This window comes from Persicitalea jodogahamensis (assembly GCF_014651615.1).
In the GTDB taxonomy this organism is placed as follows: Bacteria; Bacteroidota; Bacteroidia; order Cytophagales; family Spirosomataceae; genus Persicitalea; species Persicitalea jodogahamensis.
Genome location: NZ_BMXF01000006.1, coordinates 130,534 through 153,032, shown reverse-complemented (window position 1 = coordinate 153,032; position 22,499 = coordinate 130,534). Strand labels below are relative to the sequence as shown.

Here is a 22,499-nt window from a genome sequence, read left to right as displayed (position 1 = left end):
TTCACGCCTTACTGAAACTTCCCTCCTTCTGTTTTTCCTTTCCAGTCGTCCGTCCGAAACGGCACTGCGGGCAATCCTTCGGCATTGAACAGGTTGTTGTCGATAGGAGAATTGGCCCAGCCGTAGCGCACAGCGACGGGTTCCGGCACATCGGGATGCGACACGACTACCTTATCGCCCTCGATGCGGGCGGGAGCATAGTAAAACGTATGATCGCGCCCGGCGATTTCGAAGCCTTTGAGGTAGCCGTACTTTTCCTTCACCATCAAACCGCCGCCGACGTGGTCGAAAGAGATGATTGCTTTCTGGCCGCTAAATTGTACCTCCTTTAAAGTCGGACCGCTAAAAACGATATCATCCTTGCCATAAGCAATCTTCATGGCCGCCAGCGCGAGGCGGTGGCCGACGTCCTGCTTGTTGGTAGGGTGAATATTGTCGGGATTACCGATGTCGGTCGTGACGGCCATGCCCGTCTTGGGCAGGCTGAGCGTCATCGTTTGGGCTTCGCGCAGTTCGGCCCAGTCGCTGCCTTCGTTACTATTCTGGAACGGCCCGTAAGTGGCAAGTTGCACGAACAAAAACGGAAAATCGTAGCCCCAATCCTTGCGCCAGCTTTCGATCAGCAGCGGAAACGACTTGCGGTATTGGTAGGCCCGTCCGGCGTTGGTCTCGCCCTGGTACCATAGCGCTCCGGCGATAGTATAGGGAATGAGCGGGGCGATCATGGCATTGTAGATCGTGGTGCCGACGTTATTCATAAAATGATCGTAGGTACGCGGTGACTTCAATGACGGGACCATTTTCCAGCGTTCATCCACCAACGGGAGGCTTTGGCCCGCTCCCTTTACAGAGAAATCAGCCGGGCTACCCATGAACCCCATCCCGAAATAAGCGGGTTCGCGCATTGGGCCAAGTTTCACTAGCAGGGCATTTTTGCCCGACCTCCAGGTTCCCGCCGGGAGTTTCAGCGCAATGGCATCCTGGGTACTTCCCTCAAAAACTTTTTTGCCATTGATGTAAAATATAAGGTCGCCGGTATTGCGCCCGAAGTGCAGGGTAGTTTCAGTATTGGCCATTTCGGCGGGGATTTCTACGGTACGCTCGATGAAGGCCGTACCCCGGTAGCCACCAATCCCCTGCCACACCCATTGGCCCTGAGGATTTACTTGTATTTTCCACTGATTGAAGTCGTAGTCAGGGGAAAGGTACTTGCTCTCATCCACTGATTGCGGATCGAAATCAGCCGATCCATAGGCCTGAGTAATTAGCTTTTTTTCCTGCTTTTTGGCATCATCGTCCCAACTACGCGCCATCGTTTCGGGGTAATAGTTCAAGACATCCGACTCGCGCATGGCTTTTTCGCTAATCCAGCCTTCGATCTGTGAGCCGCCCCAGGATGAATGCACCAGGCCCACCGGAACGCCCAGCTGTTGGACAAGGTCCCGCGCAAAAAAGTACCCCACCGCCGAGAAATCGCCCACCGTGGCGGGAGAAGCAATTTTCCAGTCACCTGAGTTCAGGTCTTTTTCGGGCGTAAAGGCCAGTTCGTGTGCCACCTCAAAGTGCCGTATGTTGGGGTAGTTGGCCCGTGCGATCTCGACTTTCGCACTATCGGAGTTCTTTACCCGCCACTCCATGTTCGACTGCCCCGACAGCAGCCAAACTTCTCCGACCAGAATATCCGTCAGCTTCACTTCGTCCTTCCTGGTCTTTACCACCAGCTCGTAGGGACCACCCGCAGGCATGGCGGGCAGTTCGGCCATCCACTTGCCGTTGGCGTCGGCTTTGGCGGTGGCTTTCTGCTGGTTGAAGGTTAGTTCAACTTTATCGCCCTTATCTGCCCAACCCCAGACTTGAACCGGCTTCTCGCGCTGCAGCACCATGTGGTCGCCGAAGATGCGGGCCACTTTGAGTTGAGCCGTGGCAAGGGTAGTGGTAAGGAGCAGGAAAAAAATTGGAATAATCGTTTTCTTTAACATGATAAAATATTGGGTGGGTTTTGAAATCTGTATCAATTATGAAAGCGGGAATACAATAAAACCTCCTGATCTCGACTAGGATCAGGAGGTTTTACCATGCATAAATTTCGTTGCTTCAATCCGCCACTTCCGCGTTTTCCAGCACGTAGTTCATCTGGTAAATATCGTCTGCATTTAAAGCCAAAGTACCCTTAAACGTCAGCCGCTCGTCGGTCTTGAACTTGCGGGGATTTTTCTTGAACTTTAGGGCCATGACCGACTCCGGTCCCGCGCCGCCGCAGAAGAAACACGCACTGTAAGGAAAGGCCGACAGTACGTACATATTGGCATCGAGGTCAATGGGTAGAATATAGCCCGTAATACTCACCTCCTTCCCTTTCACCTTTTGCACCGCGGGACCGAAGGTCGGGTAGAGCATATACACCGCCTCGTCGGGATACCATTTTTTCTTGAAGGTAACGTCCCGCAGCGTTTCCCAGGTAAGTTTGACGGGATTGGCCGCCGGTGCGAAGGAGAGCAACGAGAAAGCGAGTATGGAGCAGAGAACAGTACGTTTCATTTTGAGTGATGAGTAGTGGCAGCATTTGCCTGATTATAAAGACTGAAACAACTTCATTGATCGAATGTTATAGCAAAAGTAAAGTCTTTTTTGTTCAAAAATCAAATACGAATGGTCCCAAAACTGGCTCAATCCTCGGCCAGGGTTCTCGAAATATTCAGGCGGTACACGCCCAGCGAAGGCAACGCTGCCGCCAATAATCCGATCACTAACGCTCCTCCCAGCAGATAAATTTCCTCCGGCAGGATGCCAAACTGATTGAGCGAATAGTGCAAATCCTGCTCGGCGGCCCTGCTAAACAACCACAGACCCACGCGACTCAGCGAGATTCCGGCCACATAGCCCATGACGGCCAAAAATAACCCTTCCAGCAATAATAACAGGAAAAGCCGGGTGCGCGAGGCGCCCATCGATAGCATGAGTGCCATCTCGTACTTACGGTCTTTCAGGGAATTATACAAAGAAACGAAAACGCTGGCTCCGGCAATGAGCATAATGACAAGCGCCAATGCCCGTAAGGTTTCTATTCCTACGCCCAGCAAAGAAAACAGGCGATTGATTTCTATGCTCGGCAGGGCAGCCTGCATGGAAGTGTTGGCGTTGATCTGCCGGGGCAGAGCCACCAACCCCATCGGGCTACGAAACTTGATGAGGGCGCTCGTCACTTCTTTTTCGTCGGCGGGACTGGGTGCCCCTTCCGCGTCGAATTCCTCGTGGGCGGGATCATTTTCTTTCACGCCCGGTGGTGGTAGTTCGGCGTGTTCGTGGATGGCCCATATGCTGCTCAGGTCAGTCAGGATGAGCTGGTCGATGACCGAGCCGTTGATTTCCAGGATACCAACGACTTTATACATTGTTTCGCCGTGGGAGTCGCCTTCCTCGTCCAGCCCGTGGGCACTGGCAAAAGTGTCGCCGATTTTCAGGCCGGAGGCTTCGGCCACTTTGCCACCCAGCGTAGTTTCCAGCGTGGTGGTGAAGAGTTTGCCTTCGGCGACCTTGCCCTCAAAATGCTGCACATAGGCGGGTGTGGTACCCACAACCCGGAAACCGCGGTAGTTGTCGCCCAGCGAAAGCGGGATGACCGTCTTGACAAATGGATTTCTTTTGAGTTGGTTGACCTCCGCCAGTGGCACGTTGCCCGTAGGCGCATCGATCTGATAAATGCTCGACAGAATCAATTGCAACGGACTGCCCTTGGCTCCTACCACCATGTCGATCCCCCGAATATTACGTCGGAACTGTGCGTCGAGTTGCTGATTCAGAAGTAACAAAAGTGAGATAATTCCGATGCCCAGCGCCAGCAGCAAGCCGCTCAGAAAACTACTCAGCTTATTTTCTTTAATGTTGGCCCAGCTGATTTTAGCAAGATTCATTTTATTGTGTAATCGTGGAATCGTTGATTTGTGTAATTGATGCTTAATCATTGTCACAAACCCGGCTTGGGTCTGCACATCAGCAGCTCTGCGTCCTTGTGTATTTATTCTTCAAAAACTACAACGTCACCCACTCACCAAAAGCCTCCTTTAACCGCTGGTCGTGGGTGACAACGATGAGACTGGCCCCGATGGAGTGAGACTGCTCTTTCAGTAGATTCACTACTTTATGGCAATTTTCGTCGTCGAGACTGGCGGTGGGCTCGTCGGCCAGAATAAGGGCCGGGTCGTTCATGAGCGAACGGGCAATACTTACGCGCTGTTGCTCGCCCTGGCTGAGTTGGTTTGGTTTTTTGAATAAATGTTCGGCAAATCCTAACTGTTCAGCGAGCTGGGCCGCTTTGTTCTTCTCTTGTTTCTTGTCCGCCAGATAATTGGCCAGCAGGATATTGTCCAGCACGCTGAGTGAACTCACAAAATGCGCCCGCTGGTATATTATTCCGATTTGCTGCGCCCTGACTTGCCCGGCCTGATGGGCAGACAGATTCCGCAAACTCCGGCCGTTCAGTGTTATTTCACCGGATGCGGGCGTCAGCAGTAAGGCCAAAAGATGCAGCAGGGTAGTTTTGCCGCTGCCTGACTGCCCCAGAATCAGCAAGGCTTCGCGCTCAGCGCAATGCAAGTCGGGAAAAGCGAACTTTTTTTGGGGCGAATAGGAAAAGGTGAGGCCGTGGCTGGCGATCATAAACGGATTGGGGTATGGTTTTCAGACCGGATCAATGAAGTCTTCTTCAACGTGGTCGAGTTTTTCAAACTCAGAATTATTACTGACGTACTCAGGTATGATTGCTTTTAAAAGGGATACCATCCCGTCACGATTTCCCAAAGGAAGCATTTTTTTGAGTTCTGAAACAGTACCCTGGGTCTTCTGAAATGAGACTGCCGGTAGTCGGGCAACCATGATTTTGGGATGATGCGTAGTCGAATGCGTCTCACCATCGCTGAGAAGTTCCTCGTACAGCTTTTCGCCGGGTCGCAACCCCGAGTAGGTTATTTCAATGTCGCGTCCTGCTTCAAGCCCCGATAGCTGAATCATCCGCCTGGCCAAATCTACGATTTTGACCGGTTCGCCCATATCGAACACGAAAATATCCCCTCCCCGACCCATGGCCCCCGCCTCCAACACCAGCTGGCAGGCCTCCGGAATAGTCATGAAGTAGCGAATTACTTCGGGATGTGTAACAGTCACAGGACCACCGGACTGAATCTGCTTTCTGAAAAGGGGTACTACTGAGCCATTGGAACCCAATACGTTCCCAAAACGAGTGATGATAAAATCAGTATTGTGCGTCAAGTGCGGGTTAAGACTTTGCACATACATCTCGGCCAGACGCTTGGTAGCTCCCATAACGTTGGTAGGGTTGACGGCCTTATCAGTGGAAACGAAAACAAACTTTTCGACGCCGTACTCTACGGCGAGATTGGCTACAATCTCGGTACCCAGCACATTGGTTTTAACGGCTTCGTATGGGTAACGTTCCATTAATGGCACGTGCTTGTAAGCGGCGGCGTGAAATACAATCTGTGGGCCGTGCAGCCTGAAAGTTCGTCGCATCCGTCCTTCGTCGGTGATGTCGGCCACCACGGCTACCACCTCGATCTGTGCTACCAGATCGGCGTAATTATTCATCAGTTCAAATTCCAGGTCGTACAGCCCGGATTCGGACTGGTCGATCAGAACGAGCTTCAACGGGGCGTAATGAACAACCTGCCGGGCAATTTCACTGCCGATGGAGCCCGCAGCGCCGGTCACGGCTACCACCTTTCCGCCAACTTCCTTTTGGACGTGCACACTATCCAACCGGATGGGTTCGCGTTCCAGCAGATCTTCAATGCGGATTTTACGGATTTGTCCGCTGCTTAGCGTTCCTTCCAGCCAATCGTTGGAAGACGGGACGACTTTTATCAGGATATTTTTTTGCAAAAAGTACTCTAAAATTTCCTTTTTCCCTGAGCGACTTATGTTTTGAACTGCCAGTACGACTTCTATTTCTTTGGCATTCTTTTTCAAATATTTCTCAAACGCCGTTTCCCGATCAACTACCCTGACCCCCGCCACCGATTTGCCCGCCAGGGTAGTATTGTCGTCGACGAAGCAAAGAATATTGTAAATTCTTTGCGGGTCTTTCAGCAACACATTCCTGGTAAGAATACCCAGATCACCCGCACCATAAATAATTACGTCCTGTGGGGCCGTACGTGCATTATTGCTGGCGATGTCACTGTACATCGATTTGACGAAAAAACGACTGGCGATCATCAGGAACAAGCAGATGAGGTACTCGATGACCAGCACCGAAATCGGAATGTACAGCAGCGTGTTCCCGGAGAGATAGGAAGCTGCATAGGATAAGAGGACGACGGCCAGGCTACTGGCCGTAACGGTCTGGAAGATTAGTCCGGCATCTTCCAGACTGGTGTGTCGTACGATGCCATGATAGGAGCGAAACGCCGAAAAGGAAATCCATCGCACCAGCAGCAGGAAGAGCAGGTAGTAGCGGTAAACCGGCCAATTGATATCAGAAAAGTCGAAATTGAAACGAAGAACGGCGGCAGCAACGAAGGAAAACGCCACGATAGCCAGGTCGATGGCCAGAATCAAACGCCGGGAAACGAAGCGATGATGGTAGCTGTCGATTACGCTCCTGAATAATCTTTCAATCATACGCAGAAACCTACCAGAGTGGATAAATTTTACCTCGACGGTTTTTTCCTAGTGGGTTTTCGAAGGTACTGGTGAGGGGTAAAGTCGCTGGCCTCACGAGATGAAGTATTTACAATACGCTAATTTAGGGTTATTTTGTTGAAAAAAGTATCTGCCCATCTGGGATTGAGCGAAAGGAAACCAATCAAGCGCTCAGGAGTTTGCTACGCTTTTTTCAAAAGCAAATCTTGCAAAGTACCTTCCAGGTCAGGAAACTCGTATTTGAAATCCGTGGTGCGCAGCCGGGCATTCTCCACGTAGCTGCTACCGAGGACAACCTCGGCCATTTCGCCGAAGGCCAGGTCGAGTGCAAACTCGGGTACTTTGGGGATCCACTGTGGGCGGTGAAGTACCTGGCTGATGAGTTTGGTGAGTTCGGCGTTGGTCACAGGCGGACTCGCCACGCCGTTGTACACGCCCTCCCAGCTCTCGTTTTCCAGCGCCTCAATGTACAGCCGGCACATATCGTCGATATGAATCCAGGACATCCACTGGTCGCCATCGCCGAGCGGTGCCCCCAGTCCAAAGCGGGCTGGGGCGGCAATTTTGGGCAGGGCACCACTTTTGTCGCTCAGCACTACGCCCGTCCGCAACTTCACGGTGCGCACGCCCAAATCTTTCACGTGGTCGGCAGATGCCTCCCACTTGACCGTTACTTCGGCCAGGAAATCATCACCCGGCGGCGATTGCTCCGTGTGCTTCACTCCTCCGGTATCTGCCCCATAATAGCCCACTGCCGACGACGATACGAAAGCTTTGGGCCGCTGACCCTGCGCCTTCATGATCCGAGCCAGTAGCTCGATGCTCTCAGTGCGACTTTTTACGATAACTTTCTTGCGCTCATCCGTCCAGCGTTCGTCGGCGATGCCCGCCCCAGCCAGGTGAATGAGGTAATCCATGCTATCGAGTGCGCGAGGGTCGACAGCCTCCTTTTCAATATCCCAGTGATACACAGAGACATCAGGGTACGTTTTTTCGGAGCGGCTCAGGTACGAGACAAGGTAGCCGCGTTCGAGCAACATTTCGGTCAGGCGACGGCCAATCAGGCCCGTGCCCCCGGTAATCAGAACGTTCTTTTTCATATGGTGGCTTTCGGCTGTCAGCTTTCGGCTGGCGGCCTTTTTAAATTAATTTCCGTATTTAAGTTCAAACTAGTACAAATCAGTTTTATTCGCAGCAAATGCCCCACTAGCCCATAATTTTCTGAAACACATTTCTCTAAAACGTAAGCACCACCCTAACCGATTGCCCGGTAAACTGTACTTTTTTAAGAATCTCGGCAGCCTGCCGGTGACTTTGACGCAGGGCAAGGTAGTTGGCCGCATCGAACAGAAGTAAGAAACCACCCTGCAACAGGATGGATTGACCAAATCCCCGGAAGCGATCCTGCTTGTCGGGCGTATTCTTGGCTTTTTCCAGTAAATAGAGACCACCCGTCATATAAGCCAGATCAAGTCCGGCGTTAAGAAGCAGCGTTTTTTCAATGGAATGCAAATCTTCGATACTTTGATCGAGAGACGTGGGTGGTGATTTCCTTTGCCGCAACGATCCGATCAGGGCTGGTGCCGCGATTCCCAGATTCACGACGTTCCAGTAGACATTCATCCGGTTAAAGTACTTGTTGCTGCCCTCGCCACGCGCCGCCGCAATGCCGCCGTAGGCGATGTTGGCCACCGCCCAGCTACTCAATACCCACATGCCCGTCGTCTGAACTTTGATTCGGCTTTGGTTCAAATCGTCCAGTGGAGTTTGCTGGGCCCGGACCGTGAGACCAATCAGTAGGAAAAAGAAAACGAAACGGCATATTTTCATGAGTTGGAATTCAGGTATTGCATCACTAAACCGTTAATTTCCCCAAAAGTTGGAACACTTCACCATCAAACAGTGATTATTCCCAGGGTAGATCAACTCTCATTAAATCCGTGCCTTGCCATTTTTAAAAGAAAATGCGAGATTGAAAAAGTTGACAGAACAATAAAATCCAATCTAATTACCTGAGAATGTACGATAAAAACCTCGGCACCAAACAAAAAGCCCTACGCATCAACCTCGACCCGCAGATTTACGGATCCTTCGCCGAGATCGGGGCCGGGCAGGAAACTGCCGCTATATTTTTCAAGGCGGGCGGCGCATCGGGGACGGTCGCCAAAACCATGTCGGCCTACGACATGACGTTTAGCGACGCCATCTACGGCACCGAGGATAGTGGGCGCTACGTCTGCGAACCCCGGCTGATCAAAATGATTCAGAAGGAATACAGCCTGCTGGAAAAACGACTGGCCGAGCAGCGGGGTGACTCGAGTCAGTTTTTTGCCTTTGCCAATACGGTGGTGGCCCTCAACTACCACAAAACCAACATCGCCCACGGCTGGATCGGGCTGCGGTTTCAGCTCAGGCCCGGCGGCGATTACAATGAGGTAGTCATTCACGTCAAGATGCTGGACGACGAAAACGTACTCCAACAGCAAGCCCTGGGTGTCATCGGCGTCAATCTGATCTATGGTTGCTTCTATTACCCGACCTCCCCCGAAACCATGGTACTGTCGCTCATGGACGACCTCAGTCCCGAGCGCATCGAAATAGACATGATGCGCGTGAGTGGCCCCGATTTCATGGAGGTGGACAACCGCCTGATCAGCCTTCATCTGGTTAAGAATGGTTTCACAAACGCAGCCCTTTTTGGTGCCGACGGCGGCGTGCTGCAACCCTCTGAGGCATTTTATAAAAAGCATATCCTGATCATGCGCGGGCGGTTGCGGCCGATCACCAACGTGCATATCGACCTCATCGAGAATGGTACCCGGCAGTTTGTTGCCGAGCCCGACGTGGATCCCGACCGGGTACTTATGGTGTCGGAACTGACGCTGCGCAATTTGCAATCGGATGAGGAGGATAACATCGATGAAAAGGATTTCCTCGACCGCGTGGACATCCTCTGCTCACTCGGCCACATGGTGATGATCTCCAACTACCACGAGTACTTCCGCCTGGTAGCCTATCTGTCAGAGCTCACCCGATTGAAAACAGGCTTGCTGCTGGGCATTCCGAGTTTGCAGAATATTTTTGAAGAGAAACACTACGACTTCTTGCGCGGCGGTATTCTGGAATCGTTTTCGACCTTATTCAGCCGAAAGGTCAAGCTGTTGATTTATCCTACGCTGCGTGCTGATGACACGATCTATTCCCTCGAAAACTTCGAGGTAGCCGACAATCTCAAGCCGCTCTTCCAGTACTTAGTTATTAACGATAAGATCGAGGACATCCGCAATTACAATCCTGAGTATATGCGCTGGACCACCGACGAGGTGCTGGCAATGGTCAAGCGTGGCGAACCGGGTTGGGAGGACCTCGTGCCGGACAGCGTGGCAGATATTATCAAGGACAAGTGCCTGTTTGGCTTTCCCTGCGTGGTGTACGATGCGCGGAAGGCGGTTGTTGCCGGGCTGCCCGACGGCACTAAAATCAGCAACGAATAATGAACCGCTTTACCACAAAAATGGGATGGCAGGAAAGTAGGTACTTTGCTGCCATCCCATTTTTGCGGCGCTACTTAAGCCCAATCAGAACATCACACATTGAACAGAGCCCCTAACTTCTCCATCGTCAGCATCACGGCCACGGGTTCGCCGCCTGGGGTACGGTTGGGGTCAGAGGATGCAAATAGCTGACTCAACAGCGTCTTTATTTCCAATGGCGACAGCTTTACCACGTAACGCGAGGAAAACCGCCGCGCCAACGCCCGCGCCAGGCTATCGGGCTTGTTAAGCTTGAGGTCGGAATAGCTCTGTTTCAGTTGCTCGACCAGTTCCTCGAAGAGATCCTGCTCGCTTTCGTTGGGCAGGTCCGCCGGGACGCCCCGCACCAATATTTCATTTGGTCCAATCTCATCGAACTCAAAGCCCAGGCCACGGATCTGGTCGGTCGTTTCGCGAACGAGCTGCATATCGGCAGGCGTCAGCCGGACAGTCTGCGGAAAGAGCAACTGCTGGCATGAGCCATTACGCTTGCTCAGCATCTGACGGTAACGCTCGTACAAAATCCGCTCGTAGGCCGCCTTCTGATCTACCAGCATGGCGCCCTCCTTTACCTGCGACAGAACATAACGATTGTGCAACTGAAACAACAGGGCGTCGGCATCGGGAGGCGAAACGGTTTCGTCGGCCAGGCGGTTGATTTTGCTGGCCAGCGTCACAGATTGCGATGAAACAGCGGGCCGCGATGCCACAGCCTGGTCGAGTTCCAGCGCAGCCTGTTGCCGGGCCGTTTCGTCCGGGCTTTTCAGGCCTTCAAACAGCTTATTCCAGTTGGTGAGGTTACCCTGTTGACGTCTGGTCCCATTCCCCTCTTTGGGCGTAGCGGCCCAGTCGGGCTGTACGGCGCGGGGTGTTGCCGCTTCCTGCGGTCGCGTATGCTGCGACAGGAAATTGACATCATCGTCAAAGTCGATGGGTGGGGCAAGATTATTAGCCCCTACGGCCTTCCGCACGGCGGCCAGGATAATAGCATAAACCGACCGCTCGTCATCGAATTTTATCTCCGTTTTGGTCGGGTGGATGTTGATATCCACATGCGAGGGATCGATCTCGATGAACAGCACATAGAACGGGTGACTCCCCTCGGGCAAAGTACCTTCGTAGGCACTGATGATGGCGTGGTGCAGGTAGCTATGCTTGATATACCGCTCATTGACGAAGAAGTACTGCTCCCCGCGCGTCTTCCGCGCAAACTCCGGCTTTCCGATATACCCCCGAACGCTGATGTAGGTTGTGTCTTCCTGGCAAAAAACCAACTGGTCGCGGTAGCTTTTACCAAACATGTCCGTAATCCGGCGCACCAGCTTTCCAGCGTACAGGTTAAAAACCTCCACATCGTTGTGATAGAGCGAAAAGCTCACCTCGGGATGCGCCAGGGCCACGCGTTGGAATTCGTCCAGCACGTGCCGCATCTCTACGGAATTGGATTTCAGGAAATTGCGACGGGCGGGGACGTTAAAAAAAAGATTCTTGACCAAAAGGTTCGTTCCCGGCAGCGTTGCCACCGACTCCTGCGTCTTTACTTCCGAACCCTCTATACGGATCATGGTGCCGATCTCGTCGTCGGCGCGGCGGGTACGCACTTCTACCTGTGCCACGGCAGCAATGGAGGCCAGCGCTTCGCCCCGAAAACCCATCGTCCTGATCTTGAAAAGGTCATCGGAGTTGCGGATTTTGGAGGTTGCGTGCCGCTCGAACGACATCCGGGCGTCGGTTTCAGACATGCCTGCGCCGTCGTCTATAATCTGAATGAGTGTTTTTCCCGCGTCGCGGATAATCACCTGTACGCTGTGAGCGTGGGCGTCGATGGAATTTTCGAGCAATTCCTTCACAACCGATGCCGGGCGCTGCACTACCTCGCCGGCTGCAATCTGGTTGGCGATGGAGTCCGGTAACAGATGAATGATGTCCGAAGTGGTCATTAACTAGCTTAAAATTTGAAGTGTGGAGCCGGTATGCCGTAGTGCTTTGGTCCTTGGCGATAGTCACCAGCGCATCCGCGAGAAAAATGAAGATGGCAGATGAATCCAGCGAATCGTGGTATTTGTCCAATAATCGGCAACCAATCCTGTCAGCAGATTGGCCCAAAATCGTTGTTGACAAATAAACGCTTTTATTTTCAAAAGTTTTGTTGAAAACTTTTCAGTAGATTCCGGAAACTTCTTCCTTGCCCCGTTGTTATATGATTAACTCAATATTAATTTTAAGAAAACTTGGAATGCCGAATGATTTTTGGCACGGCTATTGAGAGACACACTAATTGAATGAATGTGCTGCTGTAAATGTGTCACCCTAAAATCCCTCAGACGATGAAACTACCCCCTTTGAAGAAGTTAAACTACGCGATGGCCATCCAGTGGATTATCTTCCTGCCCGTCATTCTGCCCCTGTGTTTGGTATTCGGTGCCTTGCAGGGTATCGTCAACATGGTGGGTACTATGGCCCAACGCATGATCCTCGATATCGAGTCATGATTTAATTCTTTTACTGTTTTTGCTTTTTCCCAAATAGCCCGCTCAGTCGGGCTATCATTCTTTTTTCGAAGGCCCAGAAAAAGTCAAAATTCCCCAGCAGCCAGCCCCACATCAGCAATACTACCTGATACAACGGCAAAACCACCACGATTGCCAGCAGCCACCGCAACCACCCCGGTGAGGCGGCCGTAACCCCCATCCAGCCGTATAGGATTTTTTTTAGATAGAGAATTGAAAACCCTGTGCAGGCAAAGACCAGCAGAATCACGGCTACGTCCCAGCCGCTTTGGACATTCCAGCGATCTTTGAGTTTTTGCCAGAAGCTGGCTTTTGGCAGTCGGCTTTCGGCCATTTGAGTAGTGGTCAGGGTACTTTATGAATATTAGCTTGCCTTTTATTTTTTAAAAAATTGTGCTGGCCTTTATTCGTACAGGTACTTTAGTTTGTCCAGATCGATTTTTTCCGTGTCCAGCGGCAGGAATTCCTCCCAGAAGGCATCTACCGGTAACCCTGCCCTGATAAGAATGGGTTCTTTCTTGACCGGATGCTCGAAGTAGAGCCGGCGGGCGTGGAGGTTGATGCTGCCGTCGGTATTGGGTCGGTCGTAGCCATACTTCACATCACCCCGGATGGGGCTGCCCATGCTGGCCAACTGCACCCGGATCTGGTGCGGACGCCCCGTGATCGGCGTCACTTCCAGCAGGAAAAATTTATTCACCTCTCCCAGCACGCGGTAGGTCAATTCAGCCTTTTGGCTGCCCGGCGCTTCGTAGTCGAAGGCCGTGGTAACATTGCGCTTGGTATCTTTCGAGAGCCAATGTACCAGCTTGCCCTTGGGTTGGGCCGGACGGCGGCGCACGATGGCCCAGTAGGTTTTCTGAATGTCGCGCTTGCGGAACAACTCGTTCATCCGTTCTAATGCCTTCGAAGTACGGGCAAAAACTACCAAACCGCTCACGGGTCGGTCGATGCGGTGAACGGTACCCAGGAAAACGGCTCCCGGCTTGTCGTACTTGTCCTTGATGTATTTCTTCACCAGTTCCAGCAGACTCACATCTCCGGTTTTATCGCCCTGCACCAGCACACCTGCCGTTTTATTGACAATGATGAGGTGGTTGTCTTCGTAGATTACTTTGAAAGGTTGCCTGGACATGGATTGGTAATATGTTGAGTGATGCGTTGTTGGGGTTCTGTAACTAATTATATGGCAAACGGCTTTTTTCAGGAGCTTAGATAAAACGCATAGACTTCTGCTCTGGGAATAATTCTATCTCCTGACAAAATCAATTTGCTCGATTGCTCTTTCTGATCCCTTCCAAATCATGGGTCCCGACATAGTTTCCAGGGAAAAATTACCCGATACAAGCCCGATTTGTTCAAGGAAGCGCTCTTCATCTTCCACAAGGTGAGATGTACCAACAGGATAGTTATACTGGACAAGGAAATAAGCCTTTGACCCTTTCCCCTTCTGATTGTAAAGCCAGGGGCCAGTTATCAAATCAAACCGCACTGGGTACTTTTTCGCCTTGTATCGAACTTCTCCTTCATACTGCTTGGGCTCAGAACCGTATTGTACAGGAGCCAGCGCCAGAGTCAATGTGGCAAAATCGGTAAGCGTTGTATCCCTATCTAGCTTGAATTCTGCAAGAGGCGTAATGTTTTGGCGTTTTATCTGAACTTTCCTCATATCAAATGTACCAGTTATGTGTGGTACCAACTTTGTGAGGTATTCTATTCTGGTTTGCTCATCTACCTTTGGAACAAAGCCCCTATCTACTGAACACTGGCTAAAAAGGAGAGCACTCATTAGAGTTATTAACAGTTTGCTTTTCATACCATTCGTTTAATGTCCTGATATTGGTATTTTATAAGCGAGTTCATATTTAGCAATCCTCGCCAATAAATGCCTCTGCTCCGTGGGCTGTGTCCCACAGCCCATAGTGAAAAATATTTCAATTGGTTTTTTTAAACTCAACCGATACACGAGCTACATAATTTGGTAATTCTGACGTACCACTCGTATAACTTGGGGGAGGGAAAATGTAAGAAGCCCAATTCGGTGAGCTATCAGGTGGAAAAGGTGGCGCAAAAACAAGTTCGCTTCCTAACTGATTGTTCGGTTGGGTTGCATCTGTTTCCAACGTTAAATAGTACCCTTGTGGCTTTGTAAGCACATAGACTTTATTATAGGTTGTGTCTCTGGCAGGAGAGTAGAAGCCGTTAGCAGGAGCTTGCACTCTAACTCGTACTGTGTCAGGTGAAATTCGCTCTATGTGTAATGTGATCGTCTTGCCATTGATGGGATAGGACTTTATATCAGGAATACGAAATATGTTAGCCGTGTATGTGCCTGCTATGACTTTGGCAGCATCGGGAGCAAGTACAGGTTGAACACTCGGAGAATCGTGTTTGCAAGCAATACACAGAGTAAATGCAAAAATGATAAGTTGCTTTTTCATTCTGTTAAGCGTTTAGGTGATTGTTAAAACCTTTTGACCTTACTCGTGCTCTGCAAATTTGTTTTGTATTAAATATTTCTATGCCTGATAATTTACCTAAGGTTTTCGTAATTCTCAAAGAAAATTACAAACCCCGAAATCAATACGACTCCTTCTCATTCGGAAACGACTCACTCTTCACATCCTTCACATATTGCGCGATAGCATCGTGCATAATCGAGTCCAAGTCAGCGTAACGACGCAGAAAACGCGGCTTGAATTCCTTGTTGATGCCCAACATATCATGCAACACCAGAATTTGCCCATCGGCGTGGGGACCAGCTCCGATACCAATCGTAGGAATGGTGATGCTTTCGGAGGCTTGTTTCGTCAGCGCCGCCGGGATTTTTTCCAGCACTACGGCAAAGCAGCCGATTTCGTCCAGTAGTTTGGCATCATCCAGCAACTTTTGGGCTTCCTCCTCTTCCTTGGCCCGCACCGTGTAAGTACCGAATTTATAGATAGACTGTGGCGTCAAACCCAGATGCCCCATGACCGGGACACCCGCGCTCAGGATACGCATGATGGATTCCTTCACTTCCAGCCCGCCTTCCAGTTTTACGGCGTGGGCACCGGATTCTTTCATGATCCGAATCGCCGACCGCAGGGCTTCTTCCGAATTGCCCTGGTACGAGCCAAACGGCAAATCTACCACCACCAGCGCCCGGCTGACGGCCCGCACCACCGAGGCAGCGTGGTAGATCATCTGATCCAGCGTGATGGGCAGAGTAGTTTCGTGGCCCGCCATGACGTTGGAGGCCGAATCACCCACCAGAATCAGCTCTACCCCGGCGGCGTCCACGATGCCACCCATTGAGTAGTCGTAAGCGGTGAGACAGGAGATTTTCTCCCCCCGCGTTTTCATTTCCTGAATGATATGCGTCGTGACGCGCTTGATATCGGTGGCTCTGTTAACGGACATTTTTTCTTGATTGAAGGATGAAAATATCAGTTCGTCCGATTGACGACTGCAATGGCCATACCATCGTAGTCTTTAGCCCCGATGGTTTGCAATATCGTCGCGGTGACCTGCGGTGTTTCGGCCAGTAGTTGATTCAAACGCTGCACGCCCTGTACGCGTTCGTCACCACTGTCGGCATCCAGTACTTTTCCTTGTCGAATCACATTATCGCAAATGATGAGTGTCCCCGGTTTTGAAAGAGCGAGGGCGTGTTGAAAGTACTCGGCGTAGGGCGGCTTGTCAGCATCGACAAAAATCATATCGAACGGTCCTTCGCCCTCCGACTGCATCTGCGACAGAATATCCATTGCCTTTCCGACCCTTACCTCCACTTTTTCAGTAAGTCCTGCTTTCGCGATATTCTGCCGCGCCACCTCGGCATGATGTTCATCGATTTCCAGCGTGATTATTTTGCCATCTTCCGGCAAGGCACGCGCCAGCCAAATCGTGCTGTATCCACCCAGCGTGCCCAGTTCCAGGACAGTCTTCACATTCCCCAGAATAAGCAGTACTTGCAAGAATTTTCCCTGATTGGCCGACACACTGATTTGCGGCATTCCGGCCTGGTCGAGCGATCGAATCGTTTCTTTCAGCACCGCATCCTCCTGGCCCAGCAGGTTTCCGATGTACTCATCGACTTTTGTAAAGATGTCAGGATTCATGAGTGAAGTAGGGATTAGGTTTTCGAATTAATCAAATTCCAGACATTGCGCGCCTCCCCAGACAGGGTACAGGGACGGTTGGCCGTTGCCATGAGGTCAGCGTCGCAAAAGCCACTGTTCGGGATTCAGGCGGGTAGTGTTTTTCCAAACCTGAAATTGCAACGAAGATGTGCCTTCGCCGTCGGCAGCGACCGTACCGATGCTCTCACGCGCTTTCACTTTCTGCCCGGCTCGCACCGATACGCTAGCCAACTTGGCGTATACCGTCATATATTCCCCGTGCTGAATGGCGATGACGTTGTTCATGCCCGGCATTGCGGTTACGTCCAGTACAGTACCATCATAAACCGACCGCACGGGCTCGTTGGCGGCAGTCTGAATATCGATTCCAAGATTGTCGACGATCACGCCGCGTAGCACAGGATGCTCCTTGCGCCCGAAGTGATCCGACACAAACCCCCGGGCGGGCCACGGCAGCCGCGCCTGCGATGCCTTAAACGATGAGGCTAGTTTGACTTCCTCATCCGTCATACCGCCCGCATTGACGGGTTCTGCAGGTTTGGCAGGCTCCGCGGCGGGCGGGGGTACTTCACCTGCTGCAATAGCCTCTTCGCGTTTGGCTTTTTCGCGGGCCAGACGTTCGCGTTCCGCTTTCTCGCGGGCCAGCCGCTCGCGGCGCTCCCGTTCGGCACGTTCACGCATTTCGCGCTCGATCAGTCGGCGGAGGTTGGCTTCCAGCGTGGCGGCGGCGCGGCGATTGGCCACGAGTTCGGCACGGAGTTGGGCTTCTTTTTGGGAGAGCTCTTTAACTACCTCATCCTGTTTGGCTTGCAGGACGGTGAGTTTCTGCGCTTCCTCCACCCGCGAGGCCAGTACGGTTTTTTGCTGTTGCTGCTTGGCGGTAATCCGCTGCCGCTTGGCGACGAGTTCCTGCTGCACTTTTTCCATTTGCCTTACTTGGCCCTGCCGGGCTTCGGTATATTGCTGGAGGTACTTGTACCGCAGCACCAGCTGGTTGAAGTTTTCTGCCGAAAACAGGAATACCAATTGACTGAGATACGTATTGCGCTTGGCGGCTTCGTAAATCATCTGTCCGTACTCTTTTTTGAGCTTGGCCAGATCGTTAGCCAGTTCGCGGCGGGCTTTTTCCAGACTTTTCAGTTCCGAATCGAGCAGGCGCAGATCGTCTGACAGTAGGTTGATCTGTTTTTTCTGGGTGGTCACCTGCTGATTGATAGCCTGCAGCTGCCCCACACTGACTTTCTTCTCGGAAGCCGTTTTGTTCAGGATGCTCTGGATGCTTTTGATCTTCTGAGCGTTCTCCTGTTTTTCTTTTTCGAGCTGCTGGCGGCTTTTCTGAGCCATAAGGGGCGCAACGTAGCCAAACGTCAGCAGGAGAAGACAAACCAGATTTTTATACAATATCCTTTGAAAACGCATAGAATTGTCACGTAAGGACGGCCCCGCCGTTGGGACGTACCCCTTTTATTCCGCAAAGGTAAGCAGAGTTATGGTTTTTAGCCCGCCCCCTTTACTTCCGTTCGTAGCTATCCGGAATCGAAAAGGGAAAACCGGGATTGTCCTTAGTCAGATCCACGCGGCTATGTTCAAGACGGATTTCGGTTTGGACGAACGGCTGGTCGGGAGCTGGTTTTGTGTTTAAAACGATCAGACCGGCGAAAGGGAAGAGGTACTTTTCGAGTTGCTTGAAGTCAGTGTAGTCCAGCGACAGCGTGTTTTGGGATAGAGGGTCCACGGCTTTCACCCGCTCCAGTTTGCGGTCACTTTCGCCTATATAGCTATTCACGGTGATGGGTCCAGCGTTCTGGCGGAGCAGGATCGCATCGCCGGAACGGTAGAGATTCTGGCCGGGCTGACGCGGGAAGGGCAGATTGCCGGTGAGCAAAGATTGCAGCAGCGCGTAGCTGAGGTCAAACTTAAACTGGCGGCTCAACTGCGGGTAGCTGAACTGGAAGTAGTCTTTGTGGAATTTGTCCAGAACCACAATTTCCTGCGGCGAAATAAGGCCCCGTGCTACTTCAAAGCCCATCGCCGTTACTGAAAACCAGATCAGGCTGTCTTTCTTAACGCGCAGGTTGATGTTGGCGTTGTCAATGTCCTGTTTGCTGCTTTTGAAAGAAAACTTCGATTTGGCAGTCAGGTAATCGAAGTCGATTTCCTGAATCTCGAAAGTACCCTTGCGCTCATCGAAAGGTACCAGACCGGCGGTCAGCGAATCGGGCTGGGTGGATTCGGTGCCGGGGATGGCTTTGTTTTTACGGTTCTTGCAAGACGACAGACCGAGAACTGCGAACGCCAGCAGCCAGAGGATTTTACTGTTCATGCAGCGTGCCGGTGGCAATTTTCTTTTCTAACTGATCGCTGGTTTCCCCCATTTTCTTGGCTTTGTTCCACTGCTCAACGGCCTTTTCACGTTCGCCGAGCTGAAAAAGCACGTCGCCATAGTGTTCTACAATGGTGCCACTCACACCTTGTGGAGCCTGCACGGCTTTTTCCAAAATCTGTTTGGCTTTCTTGTAGTCTTTCCGCACGTAAAGTACCCAGGCGTGAGTATCCAGAAAAGTGGGATCGTCAGGATTTTTCAGTACCAGGCGCTCCGACATCTGCTGCGCCAGTTCCAATTTTTCCTTACGCAGCGACAGGAAGTAGCTGTAATTGTTGAGCACGTGATCGTTATCGGGATCGTCCTTCAACACCAGCTCATAGGCCGCGTCCGACTTTTCGTTGTCTTTCAGGCCATTGTAGGCATCGCCGAGCTGGGCGTTGATGAGCAACTTCATTTCTGGGTTGTCGATCAGGCGGCGGCTTTCTTCCAGCGACGACACGGCCCGCTTGTAGTTGCGCTTCATCAGTTGCGCCGAGCCATTGGAATACCAGATCATGCCCTGATTGGGAAACATTTCCAGCGCCAGCTCGGAGTGCGCCAGCAGGCTGTCCACCTGATTGAGTTCACCGTCCAGTTGCAGAACCGCTCCCCAGACTTCATAGATGGAGCTGTTGATACGCGCAGCCTTTACATACGTATCACGGGCCTCAGCTTTCTTGCCTTGCTTCACCAGCAAATCGCCGTATAGCACGTACGAGCGGGCTTCATTGGGGTGCGTCTCGACCAACTGCTTCGCCAGATTCACGGCATCGTCGCGGTCTTTGTCAGTTTTCAGCATGGTCAGGTAGCCCGTCAGCACACGTACTTTGGGTTCGGCATCAAGGTTGGGATTGGCAAAAACTACCTGCAACTCACGGTTGGTTTTCTCGACATCACCCTTTCGGCGGTAGATATCGGCCAGTAGCACATGGGCCTGCGCCTCGTCGGGATTGAGGCGTAGCGCCTCTTCCAGCGGGGCCACGGCTTCGTCGATAAGGTCGTTGGCCATGAGTAGTTCGGCCAGTTCTAACCGGTAAGTGAGCTCGGCGGGTTCGGCAGCGATCAGTTTCTGGGCCTCTTCGATAGCCTTATCTATTTTGTTGTCGCGCAGGTAAAGCTGCTGCTTCTGATGCGTGATTTCTTCGGTGACGCCCACGGCCTTTTCCAGACGGTCGTAGGTGTCGATGGCCTTGTCAAACTGATCACTGAAAATGTACATGGCCGCCAGTTCCACGCCGTAAGGAATACTGGAAGGGTCTTTCTTTACCAGAACTTCGAACAACTTGGCAGCCTCACCGTATTTTTTCTGTTTGGTAAAAACCTCCGATAGCTGTTCGATGTAATACGCGTTTTCGGGTTCCGCTTCATAAGCCAGCTTGGCGTGGGGCAAGGCTTCGGCGGCGCGGTCGAGTTTCAGCAGGGCCGAGGCCAGCATAAAATGGCTTGCCGGATCGTTCGGGCTCATGTCTACCAGCTTTTCGAAGACAGGAAGCGCCCGTGACGGCTCGTCCATCATCATATACTTCATGCCCTCGATAGCCGTCCCCTCGTCTTCCAGGCGGGTCGCGATGTCCTTTTCCGGCGTTTCCTTATCTTTATCACGCTTGCGCTTTTGGGCCTCGCAAGGCATCACACCCAGCGTCCACGCCAGCATTGCCGCACCCACGAAGGTTTTTACTATTTTATAAAACATAAAAGTGGAGTTGCATCCGGTTTTGAGGGAAGTATCGCTTTGAGGCCGGTAAATATCGCCTTTGCCTTCCAAAAATAACTAAAAATGTGGGAGTTTATTGCCATTCGGGCGAATGGAAACTAGAAGGGGACACTACAACCTCAGTGATACTTGAACCAAGTGCCGCTTACATCACGGAAAACGCACAGGCATTCATTTCGCACGCGACTAAGCAGCCTCCTACATCATCGCCATCGTGAACTGATCACGGATTTCGCCGGGATGCACTTCCAGCACATTGGCCAGCACCAGCAGAATCAGTGTCCGCGAGGCCATATTCCGGGGGATACCGACCGAAGTAGCGAAAGAATCCACAGTAACGCTCTGTTGAGCGTCGAGCAACTGCATCAGTTTCTTTTCCTTCTCGCCGTAGTTGAAGCGGATGTCGCGGCTACGACGGGTACGGCGCATGATCTCGCGAAGTTCGGGACTTGCCTGCACTGATTTGTCCTTTACCCGCACGTAGGTTTTCTTTTTTCCCAAGGCATCCAGCACAGCGTGAGGCTTATCGGCACTACGGCTGATGTGGAACACCAGGACGTCGCGCTCGTCGGTGAGCGGCACGCGCTCGATACGATAAGGGATTTCAGGCGTACAGTACTTCTGAATGGCTCGTTCCAGGATGTATTCGTCCTCGTCGGCGTATTTAAGGCCCTTGATGCTTTTGTCGTCGCCAATGCCGACGAGCAGTTTGCCGCCCCCGGAGTTGGCGAAGGCCACTATTTCTCGGACAATTTTCTCGGGATGACTGGATTTAAGCTTAAATTCCAGGTAGTCACCCTCGCCCTGCCGGACTAATTCCCGGAGTGTTCGTAGGTCCATCATTCGTGGGAATTGGATGGAAGTTAGGTTTTCTAAAAGTAGGTACTTTTGTGTTTTAAAAAAACAGTTAACCCCATTTTTTTCTCAACATTTCTTCACTTCAAAATGTTTTTCAGGGGAATCCCGTTCCCCTGAAAAGGGGCTGAGGTATTTTTTGATTTTTTAACAGAACGTATGAATTTGTTTTTCAATATATTACTAATGCTGGCAACCTTTGTGTTTATGGAAGGTTTCGCCTGGTTTACGCACAAGTACATTATGCACGGCGTCATGTGGCGCTGGCATGAGTCGCACCACGCACCACACAAGCACTGGTGGGAGCGCAATGACTGGTTCGGTATCATTTTCGGCATTACGGCCACGCTGCTAATCGTGCTGGGGTCGGAAGTGGATTCCCTGCGATTCCTGATGTGGATCGGCTTCGGCATCTCGCTGTACGGGGTGGCCTATTTCGTCTTCCACGACGTAATCGTTCATCGCCGTATCAAAACCAAGTACCAGCCACGAAGTACCTACATGAAGCGGATCATGAAGGCGCATTACATTCACCATAAAGTGCACGAGCGGGAAGGCGCAGAAGCCTTCGGGTTCCTCTACGCCCCGAAGAAATACGAAGCTAAGGCCATGAGCAAGGCGAGAAGGTCGGAAGAGGTAAAATGAAAAAGACGCCACTGGGCGTCTTTTTATCAAAAGATATAAATCAAGAAGACGCTCGGCTTATGGACAAACCCAAGCCGACAGTCAATAGCTGTTAAC

21 protein-coding genes are annotated in these 22,499 nt (G+C 51.7%); 3 read left to right on the top strand and 18 right to left on the bottom strand.

The features are described from left to right. Positions 1-8 precede the first annotated feature (8 nt). From IE117_RS23180 to IE117_RS23150, 7 genes are all read right to left on the bottom strand, one after another. Positions 9-1,979, bottom strand: coding sequence for a sialate O-acetylesterase (locus IE117_RS23180; RefSeq protein ID WP_189567879.1), 1,971 nt, complete (start codon positions 1,977-1,979; stop codon positions 9-11). Positions 1,980-2,094: 115 nt separating this feature from the next. Continuing rightward, on the bottom strand, positions 2,095-2,538 hold the full coding sequence (locus tag IE117_RS23175; RefSeq protein ID WP_189567878.1) for a DUF3299 domain-containing protein: 444 nt from the start codon (positions 2,536-2,538) through the stop codon (positions 2,095-2,097). Between the two features lie 128 nt (positions 2,539-2,666). Beyond that, positions 2,667-3,911 carry an ABC transporter permease gene (locus IE117_RS23170; RefSeq protein ID WP_189567877.1) on the bottom strand — a complete coding sequence of 415 codons (1,245 nt, stop codon included), beginning with the start codon at positions 3,909-3,911 and terminating at the stop codon, positions 2,667-2,669. 118 nt (positions 3,912-4,029) lie between these two features. Continuing rightward, positions 4,030-4,656 carry an ABC transporter ATP-binding protein gene (locus IE117_RS23165; protein ID WP_189567876.1) on the bottom strand — a complete coding sequence of 209 codons (627 nt, stop codon included), beginning with the start codon at positions 4,654-4,656 and terminating at the stop codon, positions 4,030-4,032. A 21-nt stretch (positions 4,657-4,677) separates the two neighbouring features. Beyond that, positions 4,678-6,636, bottom strand: a complete 1,959-nt coding sequence (locus IE117_RS23160; RefSeq protein ID WP_189567875.1) for a polysaccharide biosynthesis protein — start codon at positions 6,634-6,636, stop codon at positions 4,678-4,680. Between the two features lie 203 nt (positions 6,637-6,839). Further along, positions 6,840-7,757, bottom strand: coding sequence for a TIGR01777 family oxidoreductase (locus tag IE117_RS23155; RefSeq protein WP_189567874.1), 918 nt, complete (start codon positions 7,755-7,757; stop codon positions 6,840-6,842). Between the two features lie 136 nt (positions 7,758-7,893). Next, entirely contained in the window at positions 7,894-8,487 is a 594-nt protein-coding gene (locus IE117_RS23150; RefSeq protein WP_189567873.1) for a DUF6992 family protein, read from the bottom strand. A gap of 188 nt (positions 8,488-8,675) precedes the next feature. Here IE117_RS23150 and IE117_RS23145 point away from each other — a divergent pair, with 188 nt between their 5' ends. Beyond that, positions 8,676-10,151, top strand: a complete 1,476-nt coding sequence (locus IE117_RS23145) for a TonB-dependent receptor (RefSeq protein WP_189567872.1) — start codon at positions 8,676-8,678, stop codon at positions 10,149-10,151. A gap of 92 nt (positions 10,152-10,243) precedes the next feature. Here IE117_RS23145 and mutL read toward each other — a convergent pair whose 3' ends face one another. Beyond that, complete coding sequence (mutL, locus tag IE117_RS23140; protein WP_189567870.1) at positions 10,244-12,130, bottom strand: DNA mismatch repair endonuclease MutL; 1,887 nt, start codon at positions 12,128-12,130, stop codon at positions 10,244-10,246. Positions 12,131-12,517: 387 nt separating this feature from the next. On the opposite strand from mutL, the gene IE117_RS23135 reads away from it, so the two are divergent. Next, positions 12,518-12,682, top strand: a complete 165-nt coding sequence (locus tag IE117_RS23135) for a hypothetical protein (protein ID WP_189567862.1) — start codon at positions 12,518-12,520, stop codon at positions 12,680-12,682. A gap of 10 nt (positions 12,683-12,692) precedes the next feature. Here the strand turns inward: IE117_RS23135 and IE117_RS23130 are convergent, their stop codons facing one another. The 10 genes from IE117_RS23130 to IE117_RS23085 all read right to left on the bottom strand — a co-directional run bounded on the left by IE117_RS23130 (position 12,693) and on the right by IE117_RS23085 (position 21,743). Then, the gene (locus tag IE117_RS23130; RefSeq protein WP_189567860.1) at positions 12,693-13,034 is read right to left on the bottom strand and encodes a DUF6787 family protein; all 342 of its coding nucleotides are present in this window, start codon (positions 13,032-13,034) and stop codon (positions 12,693-12,695) included. Positions 13,035-13,103: 69 nt separating this feature from the next. Then, positions 13,104-13,835: an RluA family pseudouridine synthase gene (locus IE117_RS23125; protein ID WP_189567858.1), complete on the bottom strand. Its 732-nt coding sequence runs from the start codon at positions 13,833-13,835 to the stop codon at positions 13,104-13,106. 114 nt (positions 13,836-13,949) lie between these two features. Beyond that, positions 13,950-14,516 carry a hypothetical protein gene (locus tag IE117_RS23120; protein WP_189567856.1) on the bottom strand — a complete coding sequence of 189 codons (567 nt, stop codon included), beginning with the start codon at positions 14,514-14,516 and terminating at the stop codon, positions 13,950-13,952. 118 nt (positions 14,517-14,634) lie between these two features. Then, positions 14,635-15,141, bottom strand: coding sequence for a hypothetical protein (locus IE117_RS23115; RefSeq protein ID WP_189567854.1), 507 nt, complete (start codon positions 15,139-15,141; stop codon positions 14,635-14,637). A 139-nt stretch (positions 15,142-15,280) separates the two neighbouring features. Beyond that, on the bottom strand, positions 15,281-16,102 hold the full coding sequence (gene panB / locus IE117_RS23110) for a 3-methyl-2-oxobutanoate hydroxymethyltransferase (protein WP_189567852.1): 822 nt from the start codon (positions 16,100-16,102) through the stop codon (positions 15,281-15,283). Positions 16,103-16,128: 26 nt separating this feature from the next. Continuing rightward, entirely contained in the window at positions 16,129-16,803 is a 675-nt protein-coding gene (locus tag IE117_RS23105; RefSeq protein WP_189567850.1) for an O-methyltransferase, read from the bottom strand. A 96-nt stretch (positions 16,804-16,899) separates the two neighbouring features. Beyond that, positions 16,900-18,243 (bottom strand): murein hydrolase activator EnvC family protein, encoded by a 1,344-nt coding sequence (locus IE117_RS23100; protein WP_189567849.1) that lies wholly within the window; start codon positions 18,241-18,243, stop codon positions 16,900-16,902. Between the two features lie 91 nt (positions 18,244-18,334). Further along, entirely contained in the window at positions 18,335-19,147 is an 813-nt protein-coding gene (gene lolB1, locus IE117_RS23095) for a lipoprotein insertase outer membrane protein LolB1 (RefSeq protein ID WP_189567847.1), read from the bottom strand. Then, positions 19,137-20,882, bottom strand: a complete 1,746-nt coding sequence (locus IE117_RS23090; RefSeq protein ID WP_229581358.1) for a tetratricopeptide repeat protein — start codon at positions 20,880-20,882, stop codon at positions 19,137-19,139. Before IE117_RS23090 ends, lolB1 begins: the two co-directional genes overlap by 11 nt. A gap of 219 nt (positions 20,883-21,101) precedes the next feature. Further along, a complete protein-coding gene (locus tag IE117_RS23085) occupies positions 21,102-21,743 on the bottom strand; it encodes an AlbA family DNA-binding domain-containing protein (RefSeq protein WP_189568093.1) in 642 nt (213 codons plus the stop codon). 201 nt (positions 21,744-21,944) lie between these two features. Here IE117_RS23085 and IE117_RS23080 point away from each other — a divergent pair, with 201 nt between their 5' ends. Beyond that, the gene (locus IE117_RS23080; protein ID WP_229581356.1) at positions 21,945-22,403 is read left to right on the top strand and encodes a sterol desaturase family protein; all 459 of its coding nucleotides are present in this window, start codon (positions 21,945-21,947) and stop codon (positions 22,401-22,403) included. The last annotated feature ends 96 nt before the right edge of the window (positions 22,404-22,499 follow it).

What these genes read in the sequence shown, in the direction of transcription:
- IE117_RS23135 (WP_189567862.1), top strand. Translation starts at nt 12,518, where the DNA reads ATGAAACTACCCCCTTTGAAGAAGTTAAACTACGCGATGGCCATCCAG.
- IE117_RS23085 (WP_189568093.1), bottom strand. Translation starts at nt 21,743, where the DNA reads ATGGACCTACGAACACTCCGGGAATTAGTCCGGCAGGGCGAGGGTGAC.
- IE117_RS23115 (WP_189567854.1), bottom strand. Translation starts at nt 15,141, where the DNA reads ATGAAAAAGCAACTTATCATTTTTGCATTTACTCTGTGTATTGCTTGC.
- IE117_RS23130 (WP_189567860.1), bottom strand. Translation starts at nt 13,034, where the DNA reads ATGGCCGAAAGCCGACTGCCAAAAGCCAGCTTCTGGCAAAAACTCAAA.
- IE117_RS23170 (WP_189567877.1), bottom strand. Translation starts at nt 3,911, where the DNA reads ATGAATCTTGCTAAAATCAGCTGGGCCAACATTAAAGAAAATAAGCTG.
- IE117_RS23100 (WP_189567849.1), bottom strand. Translation starts at nt 18,243, where the DNA reads ATGCGTTTTCAAAGGATATTGTATAAAAATCTGGTTTGTCTTCTCCTG.
- IE117_RS23145 (WP_189567872.1), top strand. Translation starts at nt 8,676, where the DNA reads ATGTACGATAAAAACCTCGGCACCAAACAAAAAGCCCTACGCATCAAC.
- IE117_RS23180 (WP_189567879.1), bottom strand. Translation starts at nt 1,979, where the DNA reads ATGTTAAAGAAAACGATTATTCCAATTTTTTTCCTGCTCCTTACCACT.
- IE117_RS23175 (WP_189567878.1), bottom strand. Translation starts at nt 2,538, where the DNA reads ATGAAACGTACTGTTCTCTGCTCCATACTCGCTTTCTCGTTGCTCTCC.
- IE117_RS23120 (WP_189567856.1), bottom strand. Translation starts at nt 14,516, where the DNA reads ATGAAAAGCAAACTGTTAATAACTCTAATGAGTGCTCTCCTTTTTAGC.
- IE117_RS23125 (WP_189567858.1), bottom strand. Translation starts at nt 13,835, where the DNA reads ATGTCCAGGCAACCTTTCAAAGTAATCTACGAAGACAACCACCTCATC.
- IE117_RS23080 (WP_229581356.1), top strand. Translation starts at nt 21,945, where the DNA reads ATGCTGGCAACCTTTGTGTTTATGGAAGGTTTCGCCTGGTTTACGCAC.
- IE117_RS23155 (WP_189567874.1), bottom strand. Translation starts at nt 7,757, where the DNA reads ATGAAAAAGAACGTTCTGATTACCGGGGGCACGGGCCTGATTGGCCGT.
- lolB1 (WP_189567847.1), bottom strand. Translation starts at nt 19,147, where the DNA reads ATGAACAGTAAAATCCTCTGGCTGCTGGCGTTCGCAGTTCTCGGTCTG.
- IE117_RS23165 (WP_189567876.1), bottom strand. Translation starts at nt 4,656, where the DNA reads ATGATCGCCAGCCACGGCCTCACCTTTTCCTATTCGCCCCAAAAAAAG.
- mutL (WP_189567870.1), bottom strand. Translation starts at nt 12,130, where the DNA reads ATGACCACTTCGGACATCATTCATCTGTTACCGGACTCCATCGCCAAC.
- IE117_RS23090 (WP_229581358.1), bottom strand. Translation starts at nt 20,882, where the DNA reads ATGTTTTATAAAATAGTAAAAACCTTCGTGGGTGCGGCAATGCTGGCG.
- IE117_RS23105 (WP_189567850.1), bottom strand. Translation starts at nt 16,803, where the DNA reads ATGAATCCTGACATCTTTACAAAAGTCGATGAGTACATCGGAAACCTG.
- IE117_RS23150 (WP_189567873.1), bottom strand. Translation starts at nt 8,487, where the DNA reads ATGAAAATATGCCGTTTCGTTTTCTTTTTCCTACTGATTGGTCTCACG.
- IE117_RS23160 (WP_189567875.1), bottom strand. Translation starts at nt 6,636, where the DNA reads ATGATTGAAAGATTATTCAGGAGCGTAATCGACAGCTACCATCATCGC.
- panB (WP_189567852.1), bottom strand. Translation starts at nt 16,102, where the DNA reads ATGTCCGTTAACAGAGCCACCGATATCAAGCGCGTCACGACGCATATC.